This is a genomic window from Microbacterium psychrotolerans (genome assembly GCF_031085295.1).
GTDB lineage: Bacteria > Actinomycetota > Actinomycetes > Actinomycetales > Microbacteriaceae > Microbacterium > Microbacterium psychrotolerans.
The window spans coordinates 35,813-51,329 of record NZ_JAVFWO010000009.1 but is presented as its reverse complement, the minus strand read 5'-3'; the positions used below and the strand labels follow the sequence as shown (position 1 = coordinate 51,329).

Annotated in this window: 13 protein-coding genes and 1 tRNA gene; 4 read left to right on the top strand and 10 right to left on the bottom strand. The window is 66.2% G+C overall.

Annotated elements, in window-relative coordinates; genetic code table 11:
- Positions 1-32 precede the first annotated feature (32 nt).
- Positions 33-1,652, bottom strand: a complete 1,620-nt coding sequence (locus tag Q9R08_RS20330) for a solute symporter family protein (RefSeq protein WP_308870040.1) — start codon at positions 1,650-1,652, stop codon at positions 33-35.
- On the bottom strand, positions 1,649-2,005 hold the full coding sequence (locus Q9R08_RS20325; protein ID WP_308870039.1) for a DUF485 domain-containing protein: 357 nt from the start codon (positions 2,003-2,005) through the stop codon (positions 1,649-1,651). Before Q9R08_RS20325 ends, Q9R08_RS20330 begins: the two co-directional genes overlap by 4 nt.
- A 138-nt stretch (positions 2,006-2,143) precedes the next feature.
- On the opposite strand from Q9R08_RS20325, the gene Q9R08_RS20320 reads away from it, so the two are divergent.
- Both Q9R08_RS20320 and Q9R08_RS20315 read left to right on the top strand, forming a co-directional pair.
- Complete coding sequence (locus Q9R08_RS20320) at positions 2,144-3,067, top strand: LuxR C-terminal-related transcriptional regulator (RefSeq protein WP_308870037.1); 924 nt, start codon at positions 2,144-2,146, stop codon at positions 3,065-3,067.
- 164 nt (positions 3,068-3,231) lie between these two features.
- Entirely contained in the window at positions 3,232-3,585 is a 354-nt protein-coding gene (locus tag Q9R08_RS20315) for a histone-like nucleoid-structuring protein Lsr2 (protein ID WP_308870036.1), read from the top strand.
- Positions 3,586-3,613: 28 nt separating this feature from the next.
- Here the strand turns inward: Q9R08_RS20315 and pntB are convergent, their stop codons facing one another.
- Complete coding sequence (pntB, locus tag Q9R08_RS20310) at positions 3,614-5,050, bottom strand: Re/Si-specific NAD(P)(+) transhydrogenase subunit beta (RefSeq protein WP_308870034.1); 1,437 nt, start codon at positions 5,048-5,050, stop codon at positions 3,614-3,616.
- Positions 5,047-6,594, bottom strand: a complete 1,548-nt coding sequence (locus tag Q9R08_RS20305; RefSeq protein WP_308870033.1) for a Re/Si-specific NAD(P)(+) transhydrogenase subunit alpha — start codon at positions 6,592-6,594, stop codon at positions 5,047-5,049. The genes pntB and Q9R08_RS20305 overlap by 4 nt, the downstream gene beginning before the upstream one ends.
- Before the next feature lie 438 nt (positions 6,595-7,032).
- Here Q9R08_RS20305 and Q9R08_RS20300 point away from each other — a divergent pair, with 438 nt between their 5' ends.
- Positions 7,033-7,314: a Fe-S cluster assembly protein HesB gene (locus Q9R08_RS20300; protein WP_308870032.1), complete on the top strand. Its 282-nt coding sequence runs from the start codon at positions 7,033-7,035 to the stop codon at positions 7,312-7,314.
- 52 nt (positions 7,315-7,366) lie between these two features.
- On the opposite strand, the gene Q9R08_RS20295 is transcribed toward Q9R08_RS20300, so the two are convergent.
- On the bottom strand, positions 7,367-8,227 hold the full coding sequence (locus Q9R08_RS20295) for an endo alpha-1,4 polygalactosaminidase (protein ID WP_308870030.1): 861 nt from the start codon (positions 8,225-8,227) through the stop codon (positions 7,367-7,369).
- A 52-nt stretch (positions 8,228-8,279) separates the two neighbouring features.
- On the opposite strand from Q9R08_RS20295, the gene Q9R08_RS20290 reads away from it, so the two are divergent.
- Positions 8,280-8,351 (top strand) — tRNA-Arg (locus tag Q9R08_RS20290).
- Positions 8,352-8,559: 208 nt separating this feature from the next.
- Here Q9R08_RS20290 and Q9R08_RS20285 read toward each other — a convergent pair.
- From Q9R08_RS20285 to Q9R08_RS20265, 5 genes are all read right to left on the bottom strand, one after another.
- Positions 8,560-9,690, bottom strand: coding sequence for a tyrosine-type recombinase/integrase (locus Q9R08_RS20285; protein WP_308870029.1), 1,131 nt, complete (start codon positions 9,688-9,690; stop codon positions 8,560-8,562).
- 423 nt (positions 9,691-10,113) lie between these two features.
- Positions 10,114-10,434, bottom strand: a complete 321-nt coding sequence (locus tag Q9R08_RS20280) for a hypothetical protein (RefSeq protein ID WP_308870028.1) — start codon at positions 10,432-10,434, stop codon at positions 10,114-10,116.
- 105 nt (positions 10,435-10,539) lie between these two features.
- Positions 10,540-12,270, bottom strand: a complete 1,731-nt coding sequence (locus tag Q9R08_RS20275) for a GTPase (protein ID WP_308870027.1) — start codon at positions 12,268-12,270, stop codon at positions 10,540-10,542.
- Entirely contained in the window at positions 12,267-14,243 is a 1,977-nt protein-coding gene (locus tag Q9R08_RS20270; protein ID WP_308870026.1) for a GTPase, read from the bottom strand. The genes Q9R08_RS20275 and Q9R08_RS20270 overlap by 4 nt, the downstream gene beginning before the upstream one ends.
- A gap of 211 nt (positions 14,244-14,454) precedes the next feature.
- A complete protein-coding gene (locus Q9R08_RS20265) occupies positions 14,455-15,513 on the bottom strand; it encodes a DUF3644 domain-containing protein (RefSeq protein ID WP_308870025.1) in 1,059 nt (352 codons plus the stop codon).
- Between the last annotated feature and the right edge of the window lie 4 nt (positions 15,514-15,517).

Here is a 15,517-nt window from a genome sequence, read left to right as displayed (position 1 = left end):
GTCCGCCCGGGCCTCGCAGTCCACCGAAGGGGTCAGTGATGCGTCGCCTTCTCGGCGCCGAACCCGGTGAGCGACCGCACGTCCATCTCGGCCGCCTTGACCCGGCTCTCCGCCCTGCGCGAGGTCACCGAGCCGAGCCAGCCGAGGAAGAACCCGAGCGGGATCGAGACGATGCCCGGGTTGTTCAGCGGCCAGATGGCCGTGCCCACCTTGAACACGCTGGTCTCCGTGCCCCAGAACACCGGCGACAGGAAGATGAGGATCACCGCGGCGGCCAGGCCGCCGTACATGCTCCACACCGCGCCGCGCGTGGTGAAGCGGCGCCAGAACAGCGAGTACAGGATCGTCGGCAGGTTCGCCGATGCCGCCACCGCGAAGGCGAGGGCCACCAGGAACGCCACGTTCTGCCCCTGCACCCCGATGCCGCCGACGATCGCGACGAGGCCGATCACGACCACGGTGCGGCGGGCGACCTTGACCTCGCCGTCCGGCGGCACATTGCCCTTCTTGACGACGTTCGCGTAGATGTCGTGCGCGAACGACGCCGCCGCCGTGATGGTGAGACCCGCCACGACCGCGAGGATCGTCGCGAAGGCGACCGCCGAGATGAACCCCAGCAGCAGTGGCCCACCGAGGTGCAGCGCGAGCAGCGGTGCCGCGGAGTTGACGCCACCCGGGGCTGCCTTGATCTCCTCCGGTCCGACGAGCGCCGCGGCGCCGTAGCCGAGCACCAGCGTCAGGAGGTAGAAGATGCCGATCAGCCAGATCGCCCACACCACCGAGCGCCGCGCCTCCTTGGCGGTCGGCACCGTGTAGAAGCGCATCAGCACGTGAGGCAGGCCCGCCGTTCCGAGCACGAGCGCGATCGCCAGCGAGATGAAGTCCCACGGGTTGGCGCCGTACTGCAGACCCGGTCCGAGGATCGCGTCCTGCGGGTCGCTGGTGGATGCCGCGACCGCGCTCTCGAGCAGGGCGTTGAAGTTGAACCCGTTGAGCGCCAGCACCCAGATCGTCATGACGAGCGCACCGCCGATGAGGAGGAACGCCTTGACGATCTGCACCCAGGTCGTGCCCTTCATGCCGCCGATGAGCACGTAGACGATCATCAGCACGCCGACGACGGCCACCACGATCGACTGGCCCAGCGTCTCCTTGATGCCGAGCAGCAGCGACACCAGGCCGCCCGCACCCGCCATCTGCGCGAGCAGGTAGAAGAAGCAGACCGCCAGCGTCGTGATCGCCGCCGCCATGCGGACCGGTCCCTGCTTGAGCCGGAACGACAGCACGTCCGCCATCGTGAACTTGCCTGTGTTGCGCATGAGCTCGGCGACGAGCAGCAGCGCGACGAGCCACGCGACGAGGAACCCGATCGAGTACAGGAAGCCGTCGTATCCGTTGATCGCGATCGCCCCACAGATACCGAGGAAGGAGGCCGCCGACAGGTAGTCGCCCGAGATCGCGAACCCGTTCTGCGGGCCGGTGAACGAGCGGCCGGCAGCGTAATAGTCCGCGGCCGTCCGGTTGTTGCGGCTGGCGCGGATGACGATGAACAGCGTCACCGCGACGAACGCCGCGAAGATGGAGATGTTCAGGATGGGGTTGTTCTCGACCGTCTCCACGGCCGCATGGATCGCGCCGAAGACCTCGTTCACGACCGCACCTCCTGCTCCTGCGCCTCGAGCTCGCCGCGGATCTCCTCGGCGATGGGGTCGAGCTTGCGGTTGGCGTACCAGACGTAGGTCATGGTGATCGCGAACGTCGTCACGAACTGGCCGAGCCCGAACAGCAGGCCGACCGTGACGTCGCCCCAGACGCGCTGCGACATGAAGTCACGTGCGAAGGACGACAGCAGGACGTAGGCGAAGTACCAGACGAGGAACGCGATGGCGAGCGGGAAGACGAACCCGCGCTGCCGCCGCTTGAGCTCTATGAATCGCGGTGATTCCTCCACCGCGATGTAGTCGATACCGCCCGGCGGGGCGGTTTCGGTCGTCGATTCGGACATGTGGCCTCCTTGCCTCATGAACGGGCGCTTCGTCGCGCCCATCGGGGGGACCCGGACCACGTGTGGGCCGTGCCCCGGGTGGTAAGGTCGACGCTACGAAGGCGGCGAGGACGCCGTCACCCCCGGAAGTAGGTAGTCGTGGGCGCGTCCCTCCCACAACGTGCGCCGAACCCCGATCGCACTCGCGCGGGGGTCGGCTCGGCCGTCGACGCACTCGACGGCGATGCCGGCGATGCACGGGCGCTCGATCACGCCGTCGCAGAGCTCGTGCGCCGCACGCGCTTCCCGGTCGGCTTCGGGGGACTCGCGCAGGGCGACACCATCTATGTCACCTCCATCCACGGCGCTCGCACACGCCGGCTCGAGGGCCTGGTGGTCGAGGCCTCCCGCGGGCTCGGCGGCCGCGCACTCGTCGAGAAGCGCCCGCGCCTCGCGCTGGACTACAGGTCTTCCCGCAGCATCACGCACGACTACGACCGCGCCGTCCTCGGCGAGGGCATCTCCACGCTGTTCGCCGTTCCGGTGATGGTCGGCAACCGCGCGCGCGGCGTCATCTACTGCGGGTCGTGGGCCGAGTCTCCCGTCGGAGATGTCGTCGCCCGGCCCGCGTTCGCGGTCGCCGAGGAACTGTCGGCCGAACTGCGGATCCGCGAGGAGGTCCAGCGCCGGCTGACGCTCTCCCCCGCCCCCGCCGGCCAGGTCACCATGCCGGCCACGACGCGCGAAGAGCTGCGTGAGACCTACGCCGAATTGCGCAGCATCGCCGCCGTCGTCGACGACCCCGCGCTGCGCGCGCGCCTCGATCGCCTCGAGAAGCGCCTCGCGGCCCTCTCGCACGATGCGACGGAGCCGTCGCTCGAGCTCGACGTGCGGCTGTCGCCGCGCGAGATCGACGTGCTGGCGTGCGCCGCGCTCGGCGCGACGAACGCGGAGATCGCGTCGACGCTCGACCTCAAAGAGGGCACCGTCAAGTCATATCTGCAGTCGGCGATGGCGAAATTGGATGCCTCGACCCGGCACGCCGCGGTCGTCACCGCTCGTCGCGCCGGCCTTCTCCCCTGAGTCGCGCGGACCCCGGTCGCACGATCGGAGATATCGCGAAATCCGCTGCCGTCAGGGCGAAACATCGGCATTCGGTGGACAGTCCCAATTCCACCCGATAAAAGTTCTCCCCACCGCGAAACTATTCGATGGTCGGGAGCGACAATTCGGCGTATTGTGCCACCATGGCCCGAAGAATCGTTCACCAGCTCGTCGATGACATCGACGGTACCCTTTTGGAAGTCGGCGAAGGCGAAACAGTGCTGTTCTCCCTCGACGGCGTCGCTTACGAGATCGACCTCACCGACGAGAACGCCAACGCTCTGCGAAGCGCTCTCGAGCGGTACACCAAGGCGGGTCGCACCGTCTCCTCCACCCGTGCGACATCCAGCGCCGCGTCGGCCGGGCGAAAGCGCCGCCGCAGCGGGCAGCAGGATTTCAGCGCCGTCCGAGAATGGGCGAAGCAGAACGGCTATCAGGTATCGGAGCGGGGCCGGGTTCCGGCATCCGTTCTCGAGGCCTACGAGGCGGCGCACTGACGCACGCCGCCTCGCGGCTATTCACGATTCAGCGCAGTTCCGAGACGCGCGAGAGTTGGAAGAGAATCTCCTCGACTTTCTCCTTCGCGTCTCCGAAGAGCATCTGCGTGTTGTCGCGATAGAAGAGCGGATTCTGCACGCCCGCATATCCGGATGCCATCGACCTCTTGAAGACGATGACATTCTGGGCCTCCCAGACCCGCAGCACCGGCATCCCGGCGATCGGGCTGCCCGGATCTTCCGCCGCGGCCGGATTGACGGTGTCGTTCGCGCCGATCACAAGCACGACGTCGGCGGCTGAGAGGTCGTCGTTGATCTCGTCCATCTCGAGGACGATGTCGTAGGGCACCTTCGCCTCTGCCAGGAGCACGTTCATGTGCCCGGGCAGGCGGCCGGCGACCGGATGGATGCCGAACCGCACGTCGACGCCGCGCTCGCGCAACTTCTGCACGAGGTCGGCGACGCCGTGCTGCGCCTGGGCGACGGCCATGCCGTAGCCGGGCGTGATCACGACGGTCTGGGCGCCGGCGAGCATGTCGGCCGCGCTCTCGGCGTCGATCTCGCGGTGCTCGCCGTACTCCTGGTCGCTGCTCGTCGGCGCCTCGATGCCGAAGCCGCCGGCGATCACCGAGAGAAACGAGCGGTTCATCGCCTTGCACATGATGTAGCTCAGGTACGCACCCGACGATCCGACGAGCGCGCCCGTGACGATCAGCAGGTCGTTGTTCAGCAGGAACCCGGCGGCGGCGGCCGCCCATCCGGAGTAGCTGTTGAGCATCGAGACGACGACGGGCATGTCGCCGCCGCCGATCGAGGCGACCAGGTGCCAGCCGAGCGCCAGCGCGAGCAGTGTCACGGCCACGAGCAGCCACAGCTCCGGTGTGATGACGTACCAGACCGTGAGGACGAGGAACGCGACCAGCGCGCCGATGTTGAGCGCGTTCTTGCCGGGCAGCATGAGCGGCTTCGACGAGATGCGTGCCGACAGCTTGAGGAACGCGACGATCGATCCGGTGAAGGTCACGCCGCCGATGAAGACGCCGATGAACACCTCGGCGTGGTGGATGTCGGCGAGCGCACCCTCCAGGCCGGTGTCGTACAGGGCGCCGTTCCAGCCGACCAAGACGGCGGCCAGCCCCACGAAGGAGTGCAGCAGGGCGATGAGCTCGGGCATCCCGGTCATCTCCACCACCCGGGCGCGCCAGAGCCCGATCGCACCGCCGACGACGACCGCGACCACGAGCATCACCAGTCCGGTGACCGCCGCTCCCCCGGCTTCTGAGTCCCACGCGCCGGCGGCCGTCACCCACACCGTGGCGATGAGGGCGATGGCCATGCCGACGATGCCGAACGTCACCCCGCGGCGACTGGTCTCGTGCTTGCTGAGTCCCGCGAGGCTGAGGATGAACAGCAGCGCGGCAACGATGTAGGCGGCGCCCGCCACCTGGCCGGCGACGACGGTCATCGGGTCTCACCCTTCTGGAACATCGCCAGCATGCGACGCGTGACGGCGAAGCCGCCGAAGATGTTGATGCTGGCGAGCAGCACGGCCACCGCGGCCAGGATCTGAACGGTCAGATCGGGCAGCGTGATCTGCACCATCGCGCCGACCACGATGATGCCCGAGATCGCGTTGGTGACGCTCATGAGCGGCGTGTGCAGCGCGTGGGCGACATGGCCGATGACGTAGAAGCCGACGACGATCGCGAGCGTCAGCACGAGGAAGTGCTGCGGCAGCGGTGGGGGCGCGAACGCGCAGATCGCGAACAGCGCGGCGATACCGGCGACCACGAGCCCGGTGCGGGCTCCCGCCGACATCGGCTTCTTCGCCGCGACCGCCGGTGCCGCTGCCGCCTTCGCGGGGGCCGGTGCGGCGGAGACCTGAACCGGCGGCGGCGGCCACGTGATCTCGCCGTTCCGCACGACGGTGACCGTGCGCTGCACGACGTCGTCGAAGTCCAGCGCGAGCGCGCCGTCCTTTCCGGGGGTGAGCAGCTTCAGCAGGTTGACGAGGTTCGTCGCGAACAGTTGGGACGCCTGCTGCGGCAGGCGGCCGGGCAGATCCGTATAGCCCAGGATCACGACCCCGTTGGCGGTCACGACCTTCTCGCCCGCGACCGACCCCTCGACGTTGCCGCCCTGCCCCGCCGCCATGTCGACGATCACGCTGCCCGGCCGCATCGAGGCGACGTCCGCGGCTGTGATGAGGCGCGGTGCGGGCCGGCCCGGAACCAGCGCCGTGGTGATGATGATGTCGACGTCGGCGGCCTGCTCCGAGTAGATCTCGGCGGCACGCCGGTCGTAGGCCTCGCTCGTGGCCTTGGCGTAGCCGTCGGCGGAGACCTGCTTCGCCTCGTCAGGCACGACCACCTCGAGGAACTCGCCGCCGATCGACGCGACCTGATCGGCCACCTCGGGCCGCGGGTCGGTCGCGCGGACGATCGCGCCGAGGCTGGACGCCGCACCGATTGCCGCGAGTCCCGCGACTCCGGCGCCCGCGACGAGCACCTTCGCCGGCGGCACCTTGCCCGCCGCCGTGACCTGCCCGGTGAAGAAGCGGCCGAACTCGTGCGCGGCCTCGACGACCGCCCGATAACCGGCGATGTTGGCCATCGAGCTCAGCACGTCCATCGACTGCGCGCGCGAGATCCGTGGCACCGCGTCGAGCGCGATGGCCGTGATCCCCCGGGTGGCGAGCGCCTCGACGAGGTCGGGGCGCAGTGCGGGGCTCAGCGTCGCGATGATCGTCGCACCGTCGGCGAGACGGTCGATCTCGGCCGGCGCCGGCGCGACGACCTTGAGCACGATCGGCGACGCCCAGGCGGTCCGGCCGTCGACGACGGTCGCGCCGGCCTGCGCGAAGGCGGAGTCGGGGAACGATGAGCCGGCGCCCGCGCCGGATTCGACGACGACGTCGTAGCCCAGCGCGATGAGTTTGGGGACGGTGTTCGGGGTCGCCGACACCCGGTTCTCTCCGGGCGCTTCGGCGACGATGCCAATGCGGGTCATGCGTTCCTCACGGTCGGGTGGGCACGGTCGGGACGGCAGCGCGCTGCTGCCGAGACAAAAGCCGGCGAGCACCTTCCCGGGCGCCCGCGACGTCGCCTCCACCATGTCAGACCGCAGCGCGGATGAGCCCCGCGTTGCGCCCGACACGATGACAAGAATCACAGATCTTGCGCTCGGCGCACCACAATCCGGGTTCTTCGGCCGTTCCGGCCGCCCGGCGTCGCGGCATCCCCACCAAGAAGTTTCATAGCCCACGGCGAAGGTCGTCGTAAGCGGGCCGCCTATCCCCATTCTCGGTCGCCGCTGGGTGTCGTCGCCCGGCGGCGGCCGAACGTGGGAACTCCCTCCGAATGCGAGGCTCTCGGCGCGTAGGGGTTGCATCCTCGGTGGGATCTCGGAATCGTGGCCGACTCGGAACCGCACGAGGAAAGGAAAAGCATGCTTACGCTGACCCAGACCGCCGCCGAGGCCGTCGAAGAACTCATCGCCCGCGTCCCGCTCGCCGAAGACGGAGGTGTGCGTATCCGCGACACCGGAAGCTCCGAAGGATTCGAACTGAGCGTCGTGCCGGTCCCCGAGGCGACCGACACCGTCGTGGTGGAGGGCGGCGCCCGCGTCTTCCTCGACGCGACGGCTGCGTCGATCCTCGAGAACCGCGTTCTCGACGCGGAGCTGTCGAATGACGGCGCCGTGCGCTTCGCCCTCGGAAACCAGGGCTGACGATCTCACGAGGGCCCCGGCATCCGTTCATGGGTGCCGGGGCCTTCGCATGTCATCCCGTCTCGGCGCGGCCATCGCAGAGTGCGAAGACGTATCCGTCTTCGTCCGGCGCGACGAGCGCGCGGTCCCGCAGGACGACGGATGCCGGAGCCGGGGAGGTGCGACACGCCTCCGCGAAGTCGAGCCCGGTGTCGGAGTACTCGATCGCGATCACCCGTGTGCCGTACGCGGCGGTATAGAGCTCGCACTCGTCGAACGCGAGGCACTCCTCTGCCACGGCGAAGTCGAAGCCCGCGTCTGCGCGCAGGGCCTCGGCATCCTCGGCCGCGTTCTTCTGGCCGGCTGCGAGTCCCGCGCTGTGCGCCGTGTCGACGAGGTGCGCAGCGAGCGAGAGGTTGTCGTGGAACGTCAGCGCGCCGTCGCTGCGCGCGTAGGTGTCGAGATTGTCGAACTCGACCGCGTCGAATCCTGACTCGGCGCACTCGCGGATCCAGGGATCGACCAGGTTCGCGATCCGGTCGCGCTGTGCGGCAGAAGAGGTGTCGAGCAGTGCCTCGTCGGGCCACGCAGGATCGAAGACGATCTCGTCGTCGCCATCGGTGAGCAGGACCTCGGTCGGCCACGCGTCGAGCTCCGCCGGCTGCGTCTGGAACGCGTTGATGTAGCAGACCGAGTAGATGCCGGCGGCAGGCTTCGCCGTGCGATCGCGGACGACGATGCCGACCTCGGATGCCGGTTCGTACGCCGTCCCCAGCTGGTAGTCGGGCGCCGCAGCCTCGGGCGGGAGGGAGATCGGAGGCGTCGGGGCGGCGCAGCCGGCGAGGACTCCCCCGGCCGCGAGAAGCACCGTCGCGAGAAGCATCGCCGCCGGGCGGACCGCGCGCCGGCCGACATCTCGGGAGCGGATCACCACGGGGCGAGGGTACACGGCGCACCCGGCGCGCCTAGGTAGACTCGAGGGGCCAGCCTCTGTAGCTCAATGGAAGAGCAGTTCCGTCCTAAGGAAACGGTTGGGGGTTCGAGTCCCTCCAGGGGCACAGTCTCTTTTTGCCTCTGACCAGGTATTTCTTCTGTGGTTGACCACTCAGAAGGCGTTTTTGCCCGCTTTTTGCCCGCATTCTGAAAATTTCGGCAGGCCGAAAACGACGTCTTCAACGGCCTGCGCACGACGTCTGAGAGCGCCGAAACCGAGCGCTTCGGGCGAAATCTGCCTCGTCGAAAAACTGAGCAATCTGCTCTCTGGGGTCATTGGGGTCGGGCGTAGCGAGTCTGCGGTCCCGACGGCAGCGCCACCAACGGCATCTGGTCGTTCAGTCGCGTCGCGACGGCATCCAGATCGTCGTCGAAGAGGTCCGCGTAGGTGTCCAGCGTCATCGCCGCGGACGCGTGCCCGAGCATCCGCTGCACGGCCTTCACGTTCGCGCCCGAGCTGATCGCCAGCGACGCGGCGGTGTGCCGAAGGTCGTGAGGAGTCAGCCGCGGGATTGACGGATCGAACTCCTGCGCACGCCGCACCGCATTCGCGAACCATCCCTTGCTGCCCGAGTTGCGCATGTGATTGACCCCGTCGCCGAAAAGCAGTCCTTCGGGGCCCTTGCCGGCGCAGGCCTGTTCAATCATGGGAGCGAGCCGCTCGGGGTAGGGCACCGACCGCTTCTCGTGCGTCTTGGGCGTGCCGACGTGGATCTCGTACGCGATCATCACCGCGTTCTCCTCGATGACGAAGCGCCGTCGGAGGCGGTTCACGCTGCGCACGCGCAGTCCCGTCGCCTCGCCCCAGCGGAGGCCGGTGTACGCCAACGTCAGGACAAGCGTCGGATACGCCGAGCACGCCGCCAGCGTCGCGACCTGGTCGTGCGAGAGGTAGACGCGACGCTTGCCGGGCCCGTGCCGAGGGAGGTTGCGCACATGGCGGGCTGGGTTGCTCGCGAGGCGGCGATCGTCAATGGCGACGTCGAGGATGCCGGCGAGGACTCCCAGTGCTCGAAGAACGACCGTGCGCGACTTCTGCGTCGCAAGGTCGGATACCCAATCCTGAACTTCCGAGCGACGGATCGACGAGATCTCTCTGTCGGCCCAGACCGGCGCGACGTGGTTCTTCCACGCGCGCTCGAGCGTCATGTAATACGAGGGCTTCGACATTGGTGGCTGCTTGGATCGCAGCCAGCTGTCCGCGAACATCCGGACCGGGACCCGCGATGAGGACGGGTCGATGTACTCGCCCTTCGACTTCGACACCGTGACCATCGAGAGGTACAGCTTCGCCTCGCGCATCGTCGTGAAGCCGCGCTTCTCCGCCTCGGTGCGATCCGGCTTGCGATAGCGGACACGGTAGCGGCGGCCCTTTGCCGATTCGTACGGCGTGATGCTGCCCATTTCGACCTCCGCTCGTAGCTGGTTCGACAGTCAGTGTCGGGCCAGTGTCGGACACTGATCGGTTGCCGTCAACGTGGTCGATCACGGATGTGGACAGATGTCGGAAGACGTCGTCAATTGGTTGAGGCGAAGGGGCGTCTCCCTCCGACGCCGAGAGTGTACCGATCGGTCCCGTCTCCCGTTCTCGCCGCTCACTCCTTGCAGACTCCGCGCTGGCGCGCATCGCTTAGCAGCCGTTCGACGACGAGCACTGCGCCACGCCCGCTCGCGGGGGCTGATTGTCGGAGCGAAGCAGAGTTCTGCGGTACCGTCACGGCGTGACAATTGAGCGGCCTCGCGCCAGCGTCGTGTTGTTGCCCCGCCCTTCACGATAGTGATGGGGTTCCCCTCAAAACAGGCACTATGTCCCGTAGTCGATACGCCCTACAGCCTGTCAAGCCATGTGTCTTCTTCGCGGTCGTCCCACGAGTTACCGGTCATCAATCGACCGGACGTCTCCACACGCCGCTTGAGCGCGCCGATCAGGCGATGGGCCGTCGCTGCGTCGAGTTCGGCAACCGAAGTAATTCGGACACCAGTGAGTTCGGCCGTGACCTCGAACTGCCGCGAAGCGGTAGCCACATCCAGGGTCGCGAAGAGCTCGCGGATTTCGGACCGCTGCTCGCCCGTCATTGGGAGTGGACGAACCTCGGTCGGCCGCGCGCCAGGGTCGTTCTCATCAAATACTGACAGCAGGTCGCTCATCGATCCATTCTGGCTCGTCACGTGCTAGACGGAGTCGCCTTGTGGGTGCCATTTGTGAACGCATGCGGGTTGGCCGATGCCTTCGCGCCGCTCCCGTCAAGCGGATCAGAGTCCCGCATACGCGAGCCCGTCGTCGATACTCCCCAACAGAAGTCGGTCCACTTCGGTCGCGATCGCCCGAAGCTCGTCAGCAGCCGACGTGCGGGCGTAGTCAGCACTCAATATCTCGTCCTGTGCCGCGCGAATCTCATCCAGGAGTTCGTCGAGCGGCGGATCGATGATGGCGGCCAGCTCGCGACGCGCATCGGATGCGATCTTGTCGGCCTGACCCATGATCTCGGTGACGAGCGCGGAGTGCTGGCGTTCGTTTTGGATCTGCGCGGCTCGCGCTTCGCGTTCGTTCTTCCAGACTTCGTAGCCCGCTGTCCCGGCCGAGATGACGAAGCCACCGACTTTCGCGGCTTTGCCGATCTTGTCTGCGATCTTCAGCGCCTGCCAGGGCTTGAACTTGTAGCCGAACGTGTGGCCAACGTCCTTGACGAGCTTGTGTCCGAGTGAGCCTGAAGCCTCACGCAGTCCGTCGCCTGCGCCCCACCAGCCCTGTCCGCGCTTGATGAGGTCGCCGATCTTCTGCCAATCCACCGCGATCGGCGCCGCCGCTTGGGCAGCCGATGCCGAAGCACCGGAGCGAACTCGATCGGGAGCATCGAGCGAGACCGCGCCTGCCGGCCGGAGCAGCAGATCGAGTCGATTGCTCTCGCCGATCTCCAGTAGCTCTTCGGACAATGTGTCGAACTCGGAGTCGGCAAGCCTGTTGATCCGTTCGGCAAACGCCGTCGCGTGACGTTCGAGAGACTCGATGAGACGAGCCTCTGCGTCGGCGAGCATCCCGCGAGCCTGCGTCTGGTCGTCCGGCAGCGTGGAGGCCGTGTCGACGAATCCGACGACATCCACGAGACAGTCCCGCTTGAATTCGGCATCCGCTCTTGCGAAGCTCTGATCGAGCATGAAGCGCCGCTGTGAAATTGCACGGCTCTGTGCGGCAAGTAGTGCAAGGGCGGCGCGAGATGTGTCATCGGGCGTGAACAGCTCTTGCGCCTCATCGCAGAGCTGTCGGATCAGATGCAGCGGCTGGCGCAGACGAGCGAGCTCGCCTCGTTCAGCGCTTACCTGGTTGATCATCGCCCGCAGGTCTTCGATTCGGGACCTGTCCCTGAATGCCTCGGCCCGGCTTCCACCCTGGAGGCTTCGCAGGTAGTCGACCGAGTCGACCTCGACGATGGGCAAGTTGAAGGTGGCGGTCCCCAGCGCATCTTGCACGGCCTGCTGTCTCACGCCTTCCGCCGCGGCGCGTTTGCTTGTCTGTGTGATGACCACGATCATCTGCCCATGCAGCTGAAGCCCATTGGCCAGGCGTCGGAGGAAGTCGCGGGAAGCATCGTCGAAGAGGCTGACGGTGACGACGAACAGGATGAAGTCGGCGTGGCCGATCGCATCCATCGCGAGTTCGTCGTGGCTGCGCAGACCCGATTGGACGCCGGGTGTGTCGACGAGCACAACTGCGCCGTCCCACTCGTATTCGGTGACTTCGCCTGTGGCGATGTCCGCGTCGATGAGCGGCTCCACCGAACCATCGGTCAGCGCCTTGATGAGACTCGACTTTCCGCTGCTGTACTGGCCGGTGAGAACCATGCGCGGCTTCTCGGCGTGATGGATCGTCGCGCGCGCGAGCAACCCTCCTGCCGCAATGCCCGATGCTTCACCCAGGACGGCCCGAAGTCGCGTGAGCAGCCGTTCTGATTGCCGTGGCAGTTCGTGGATGAGAACTTTCGTCACGACGCGTCTCCTTCGATGTACTGGATGATGTTTAAGCTGACTCCGGCGTGAGTTCTGGCCAAGGACTGCCATGCTTCTTGAGCGCCGGGTGCCAACGGATGCGTGAGTTCGACTCTCACTTCATGGTCCTTCCACCCATGAGCCGTCAGCACGCCGTCCGTCAAGTTCCGAACCAGCTGGATGGCGCTGGCCGAGGACGTTGCAGATGCCGCCGTGGGTAGCACGCGCTCGGTGTCCTCCGCGATTGGGAAGAGGACCAGTTCGCTGAACTCAGGCTCGGGGAGCTCCACGGCCATACCTGCGCCACGCCAACGAGTGGCGCGTATCAGTGCCGAGGCCGCCCGCCCGCGCCCCATGATCCGCAAGAGCTCACGCGCGATCTCGGTATCGACTTGGGAGAGTATGGGCTCTAGCTCCAACGCGATGGTGTGGTTGAAGGTGCGCTCGGCCCGCTCAAGCATGTCAATCCAGACCGCGTGTCGTGCCGCCTCCTGATCGACTGCCTGCTGCCACGCGGCACGGACCACCTCGCCCGACTGCGTCAACCGCTCGCTGACCTGAACCAGCAGCGGCGACAGCTGGTCGCGTATTTTCACTCGCCGCCGTTCGCGAACTTCGGCGGCGCTTTGGAACACCTTGTCACTGACCCAGTCGATGCCACGACTCAAGCCGAGCAGTCCAGTAAGGAGACCGACGATCGCGCCAAGGCCGAGCCCGATGGCGTTTCCCAACCCGGGGCCTAATGCAGTCCCGGCAACTGCGCCTATCTTCGCGCCAAGAATGGTCGTACCGATCGCCGCGCCGAATCTACCCCCGACCTTCACCAGACGATTGCCCCAGATCGCGCCCCGACCCCCGAGTTCCTGGAACTCGCCGACGTCGAAGTGTGCCCAGTCATCGGCGACGTCGAGTGCGATTCTTTTGAGATGTCGCTCCAGGCGTCGGCCAGCGTGGTCGACGTCGGCGCTGATCTCTTCCTTGAGCACTGCCATCTCGCTGGCCCACGCCGCGTTGATCTTCTTGTCGCTCAGGCCGACGTCGATCCGCTCAATCCACCGTTCTCGACGGGAGAGAGCGACAGAGAACGCGGACAGGAGTTCGTTGTGCGCGTCATCAACTCGACGATCCGCGCGCCTCTTAAAGTCGTCGAGGCTTCCCCTGCTGGCGGTGAGCATGGCGCGAGCGATCCTGGCCGAGGTGGCGGTTGCGCTTGCAGCCTCGAGCAGCTCCCCGCGGATGAAGTCTCCGATGCTCGCTGCACGTCGAGTGTCGGCGGTGCGGTCCCTTTGAACACCAATCTCGGCGAGAAGGCGTTCGACCATACTCGCTCGACGTATGTCGCTCGCGTCGTTGGAAGTCAGATCGCTGGACTGAGACATCAGCGCGGCTTGCGCATGAATCAGCACTGCCGAGATGTAGCGACCGCCAGCGCGCGCGAGGTGGCGGTCAATCGGCTTCAGATTGCCGAGAGTGTCGCCGCCGAACACGAAGTCCGGGTCCTCCAACAGCTCAAGCAAGTCCAGCTGGTCCGTGACGTCCCTGAGGCAGTTCAGCGCCACCAGGATCGGCTTGCCGTAATCGCCGAGTTGCTCCAGCGCGCGGCCGGTTCGTTCCTGCGTGGCTTCGTTGGTCGCGACCCAAAGGATCAAGTCCGCGTCGGCAACCTGGCTGAATGCTTCCTCGTAGTCGGCGTCCCCGTCCATCGCGCCGACTCCGGGCGTATCAACGATCTCTATGTCGTGACCAAGGACCGCCCCGATGTGCGACTCACGAGTCGTGCGCTGGCCTCCGCGACCGACGCTCGCACCATCCCCACCCGTCAGAAACTCGAACAAGGTGCTCTTACCAGCCATCGTCCGCCCCATCAGGACGATCCGGAATGGGCGATCCACGTCACGACCCAGCAGTTGACGGCGAGCCTCGGCCACGCGATGAGTCGCCTCGGTCAGAGGAGCGAGGATCGCGTCACGCATCGCAACAACCTCTGGCGAATCCAGTTGGGATCTGAGCGCCTCTGTCGACCGGGAGAGTGTCTGTTCCACGGCTCGAGCGAGCTCGATCAAACGGGCCTTCAACGTGGCTGGCGAAGGCTCGCACTGCGGGTCGTCTCCAAAAAGCTGTTGGCGCGCGCGCTCATCGCCTGGGATTCTCGGCTGGTTCGGGAGGCTCGTCATCGCTGAATCGTCAGTTGGCAGGCTTCGGTATCGGAGTGCGTCCGATTAGCTTCTCGAAGTCCTCCGTATTCGATGTCGCTTCGACGATGCGATCAACGAGCTTCGGACGGTAGACAAACTGCTTGAACGCGGGCGAGTAGACGCAATAGCCGTCCGACTTGGGGAGTTGCTCTTTCGAGCCGCTCTTGGCCGGACCAATCTCCCAAGCCTTCCGCACGATGGTGAAGTCATTGACGCCGAAGACGAACGGAATACGCGCCATCACGGCATCCGCTGCAGCCTTCGGCAACATCTCGTCGCCGTGTACAGCTTCGCGATACTTCTCAGCGACAATCACGCTGCCTTGTTGCCCGAGCAGTGCCTGCAGCTCCTCCTCACTGAGCTCATCCTGGCGCACAAAGTTCAGCGCGAGATCTGCCTCAGTCTTCGGCCCTTTCATAGGGAGGAGGAGTAGTCGATACGCGAACCGTTCGTCACTACGCACCTCGTCCGTGAGACTGCTCTGGAACTCGGTGATGAACGTGGAGACCGTTGCGGGGAGGCCCCGCCGCAAGTCTCGCTGCTCCTCGTAGCGTGACGGGCTCAGAGACTGGACGAAGACGGGGAACTTCAGTTCGGTGCCGAGGGTCTCGGACGCACCGAATCGCCGAACGAGTTCGGTCTCGAAGTTGATGATGCATGCGTGCGCTTCCGCCGCGGTTGCAACGAGCACCGAGTCCTGGAATCGATGTTCAACGCGATTGCGCAGTCCAATGAAGAACTCGACGTTCGCCCTGATCGGGTCGTTGTCCTTGAACTCGTGCTTGACGCATTGGCTGAGGTCCCACGTCTTCTTCGAACCGTCAGGGTTGCGCTTGAACAGGCGACGGCCGCCAGACCCGCGATAGAAGATCTCGGCCTTGCGTCGGATGCGATCAGCGTGAAGGAGGTTCTGCCAGGCGAGATGGATGTGCACGATGAAGTCGCTGAAGCTGCGGCGGTCACCAGGTCGGTTGTAGAAGTCGATCGCGACCAGCGCCTGCCGACGCGCCTCGTCGAGCGTGTACCTCCACGCAGGTGGTCGTGCCATCTGA

What these genes read in the sequence shown, in the direction of transcription:
- Q9R08_RS20270 (WP_308870026.1), bottom strand. Translation starts at nt 14,243, where the DNA reads ATGCGTGACGCGATCCTCGCTCCTCTGACCGAGGCGACTCATCGCGTG.
- Q9R08_RS20305 (WP_308870033.1), bottom strand. Translation starts at nt 6,594, where the DNA reads ATGACCCGCATTGGCATCGTCGCCGAAGCGCCCGGAGAGAACCGGGTG.
- Q9R08_RS20280 (WP_308870028.1), bottom strand. Translation starts at nt 10,434, where the DNA reads ATGAGCGACCTGCTGTCAGTATTTGATGAGAACGACCCTGGCGCGCGG.
- Q9R08_RS20285 (WP_308870029.1), bottom strand. Translation starts at nt 9,690, where the DNA reads ATGGGCAGCATCACGCCGTACGAATCGGCAAAGGGCCGCCGCTACCGT.
- Q9R08_RS20265 (WP_308870025.1), bottom strand. Translation starts at nt 15,513, where the DNA reads ATGGCACGACCACCTGCGTGGAGGTACACGCTCGACGAGGCGCGTCGG.
- Q9R08_RS20300 (WP_308870032.1), top strand. Translation starts at nt 7,033, where the DNA reads ATGCTTACGCTGACCCAGACCGCCGCCGAGGCCGTCGAAGAACTCATC.
- Q9R08_RS20325 (WP_308870039.1), bottom strand. Translation starts at nt 2,005, where the DNA reads ATGTCCGAATCGACGACCGAAACCGCCCCGCCGGGCGGTATCGACTAC.
- Q9R08_RS20315 (WP_308870036.1), top strand. Translation starts at nt 3,232, where the DNA reads ATGGCCCGAAGAATCGTTCACCAGCTCGTCGATGACATCGACGGTACC.
- pntB (WP_308870034.1), bottom strand. Translation starts at nt 5,050, where the DNA reads ATGACCGTCGTCGCCGGCCAGGTGGCGGGCGCCGCCTACATCGTTGCC.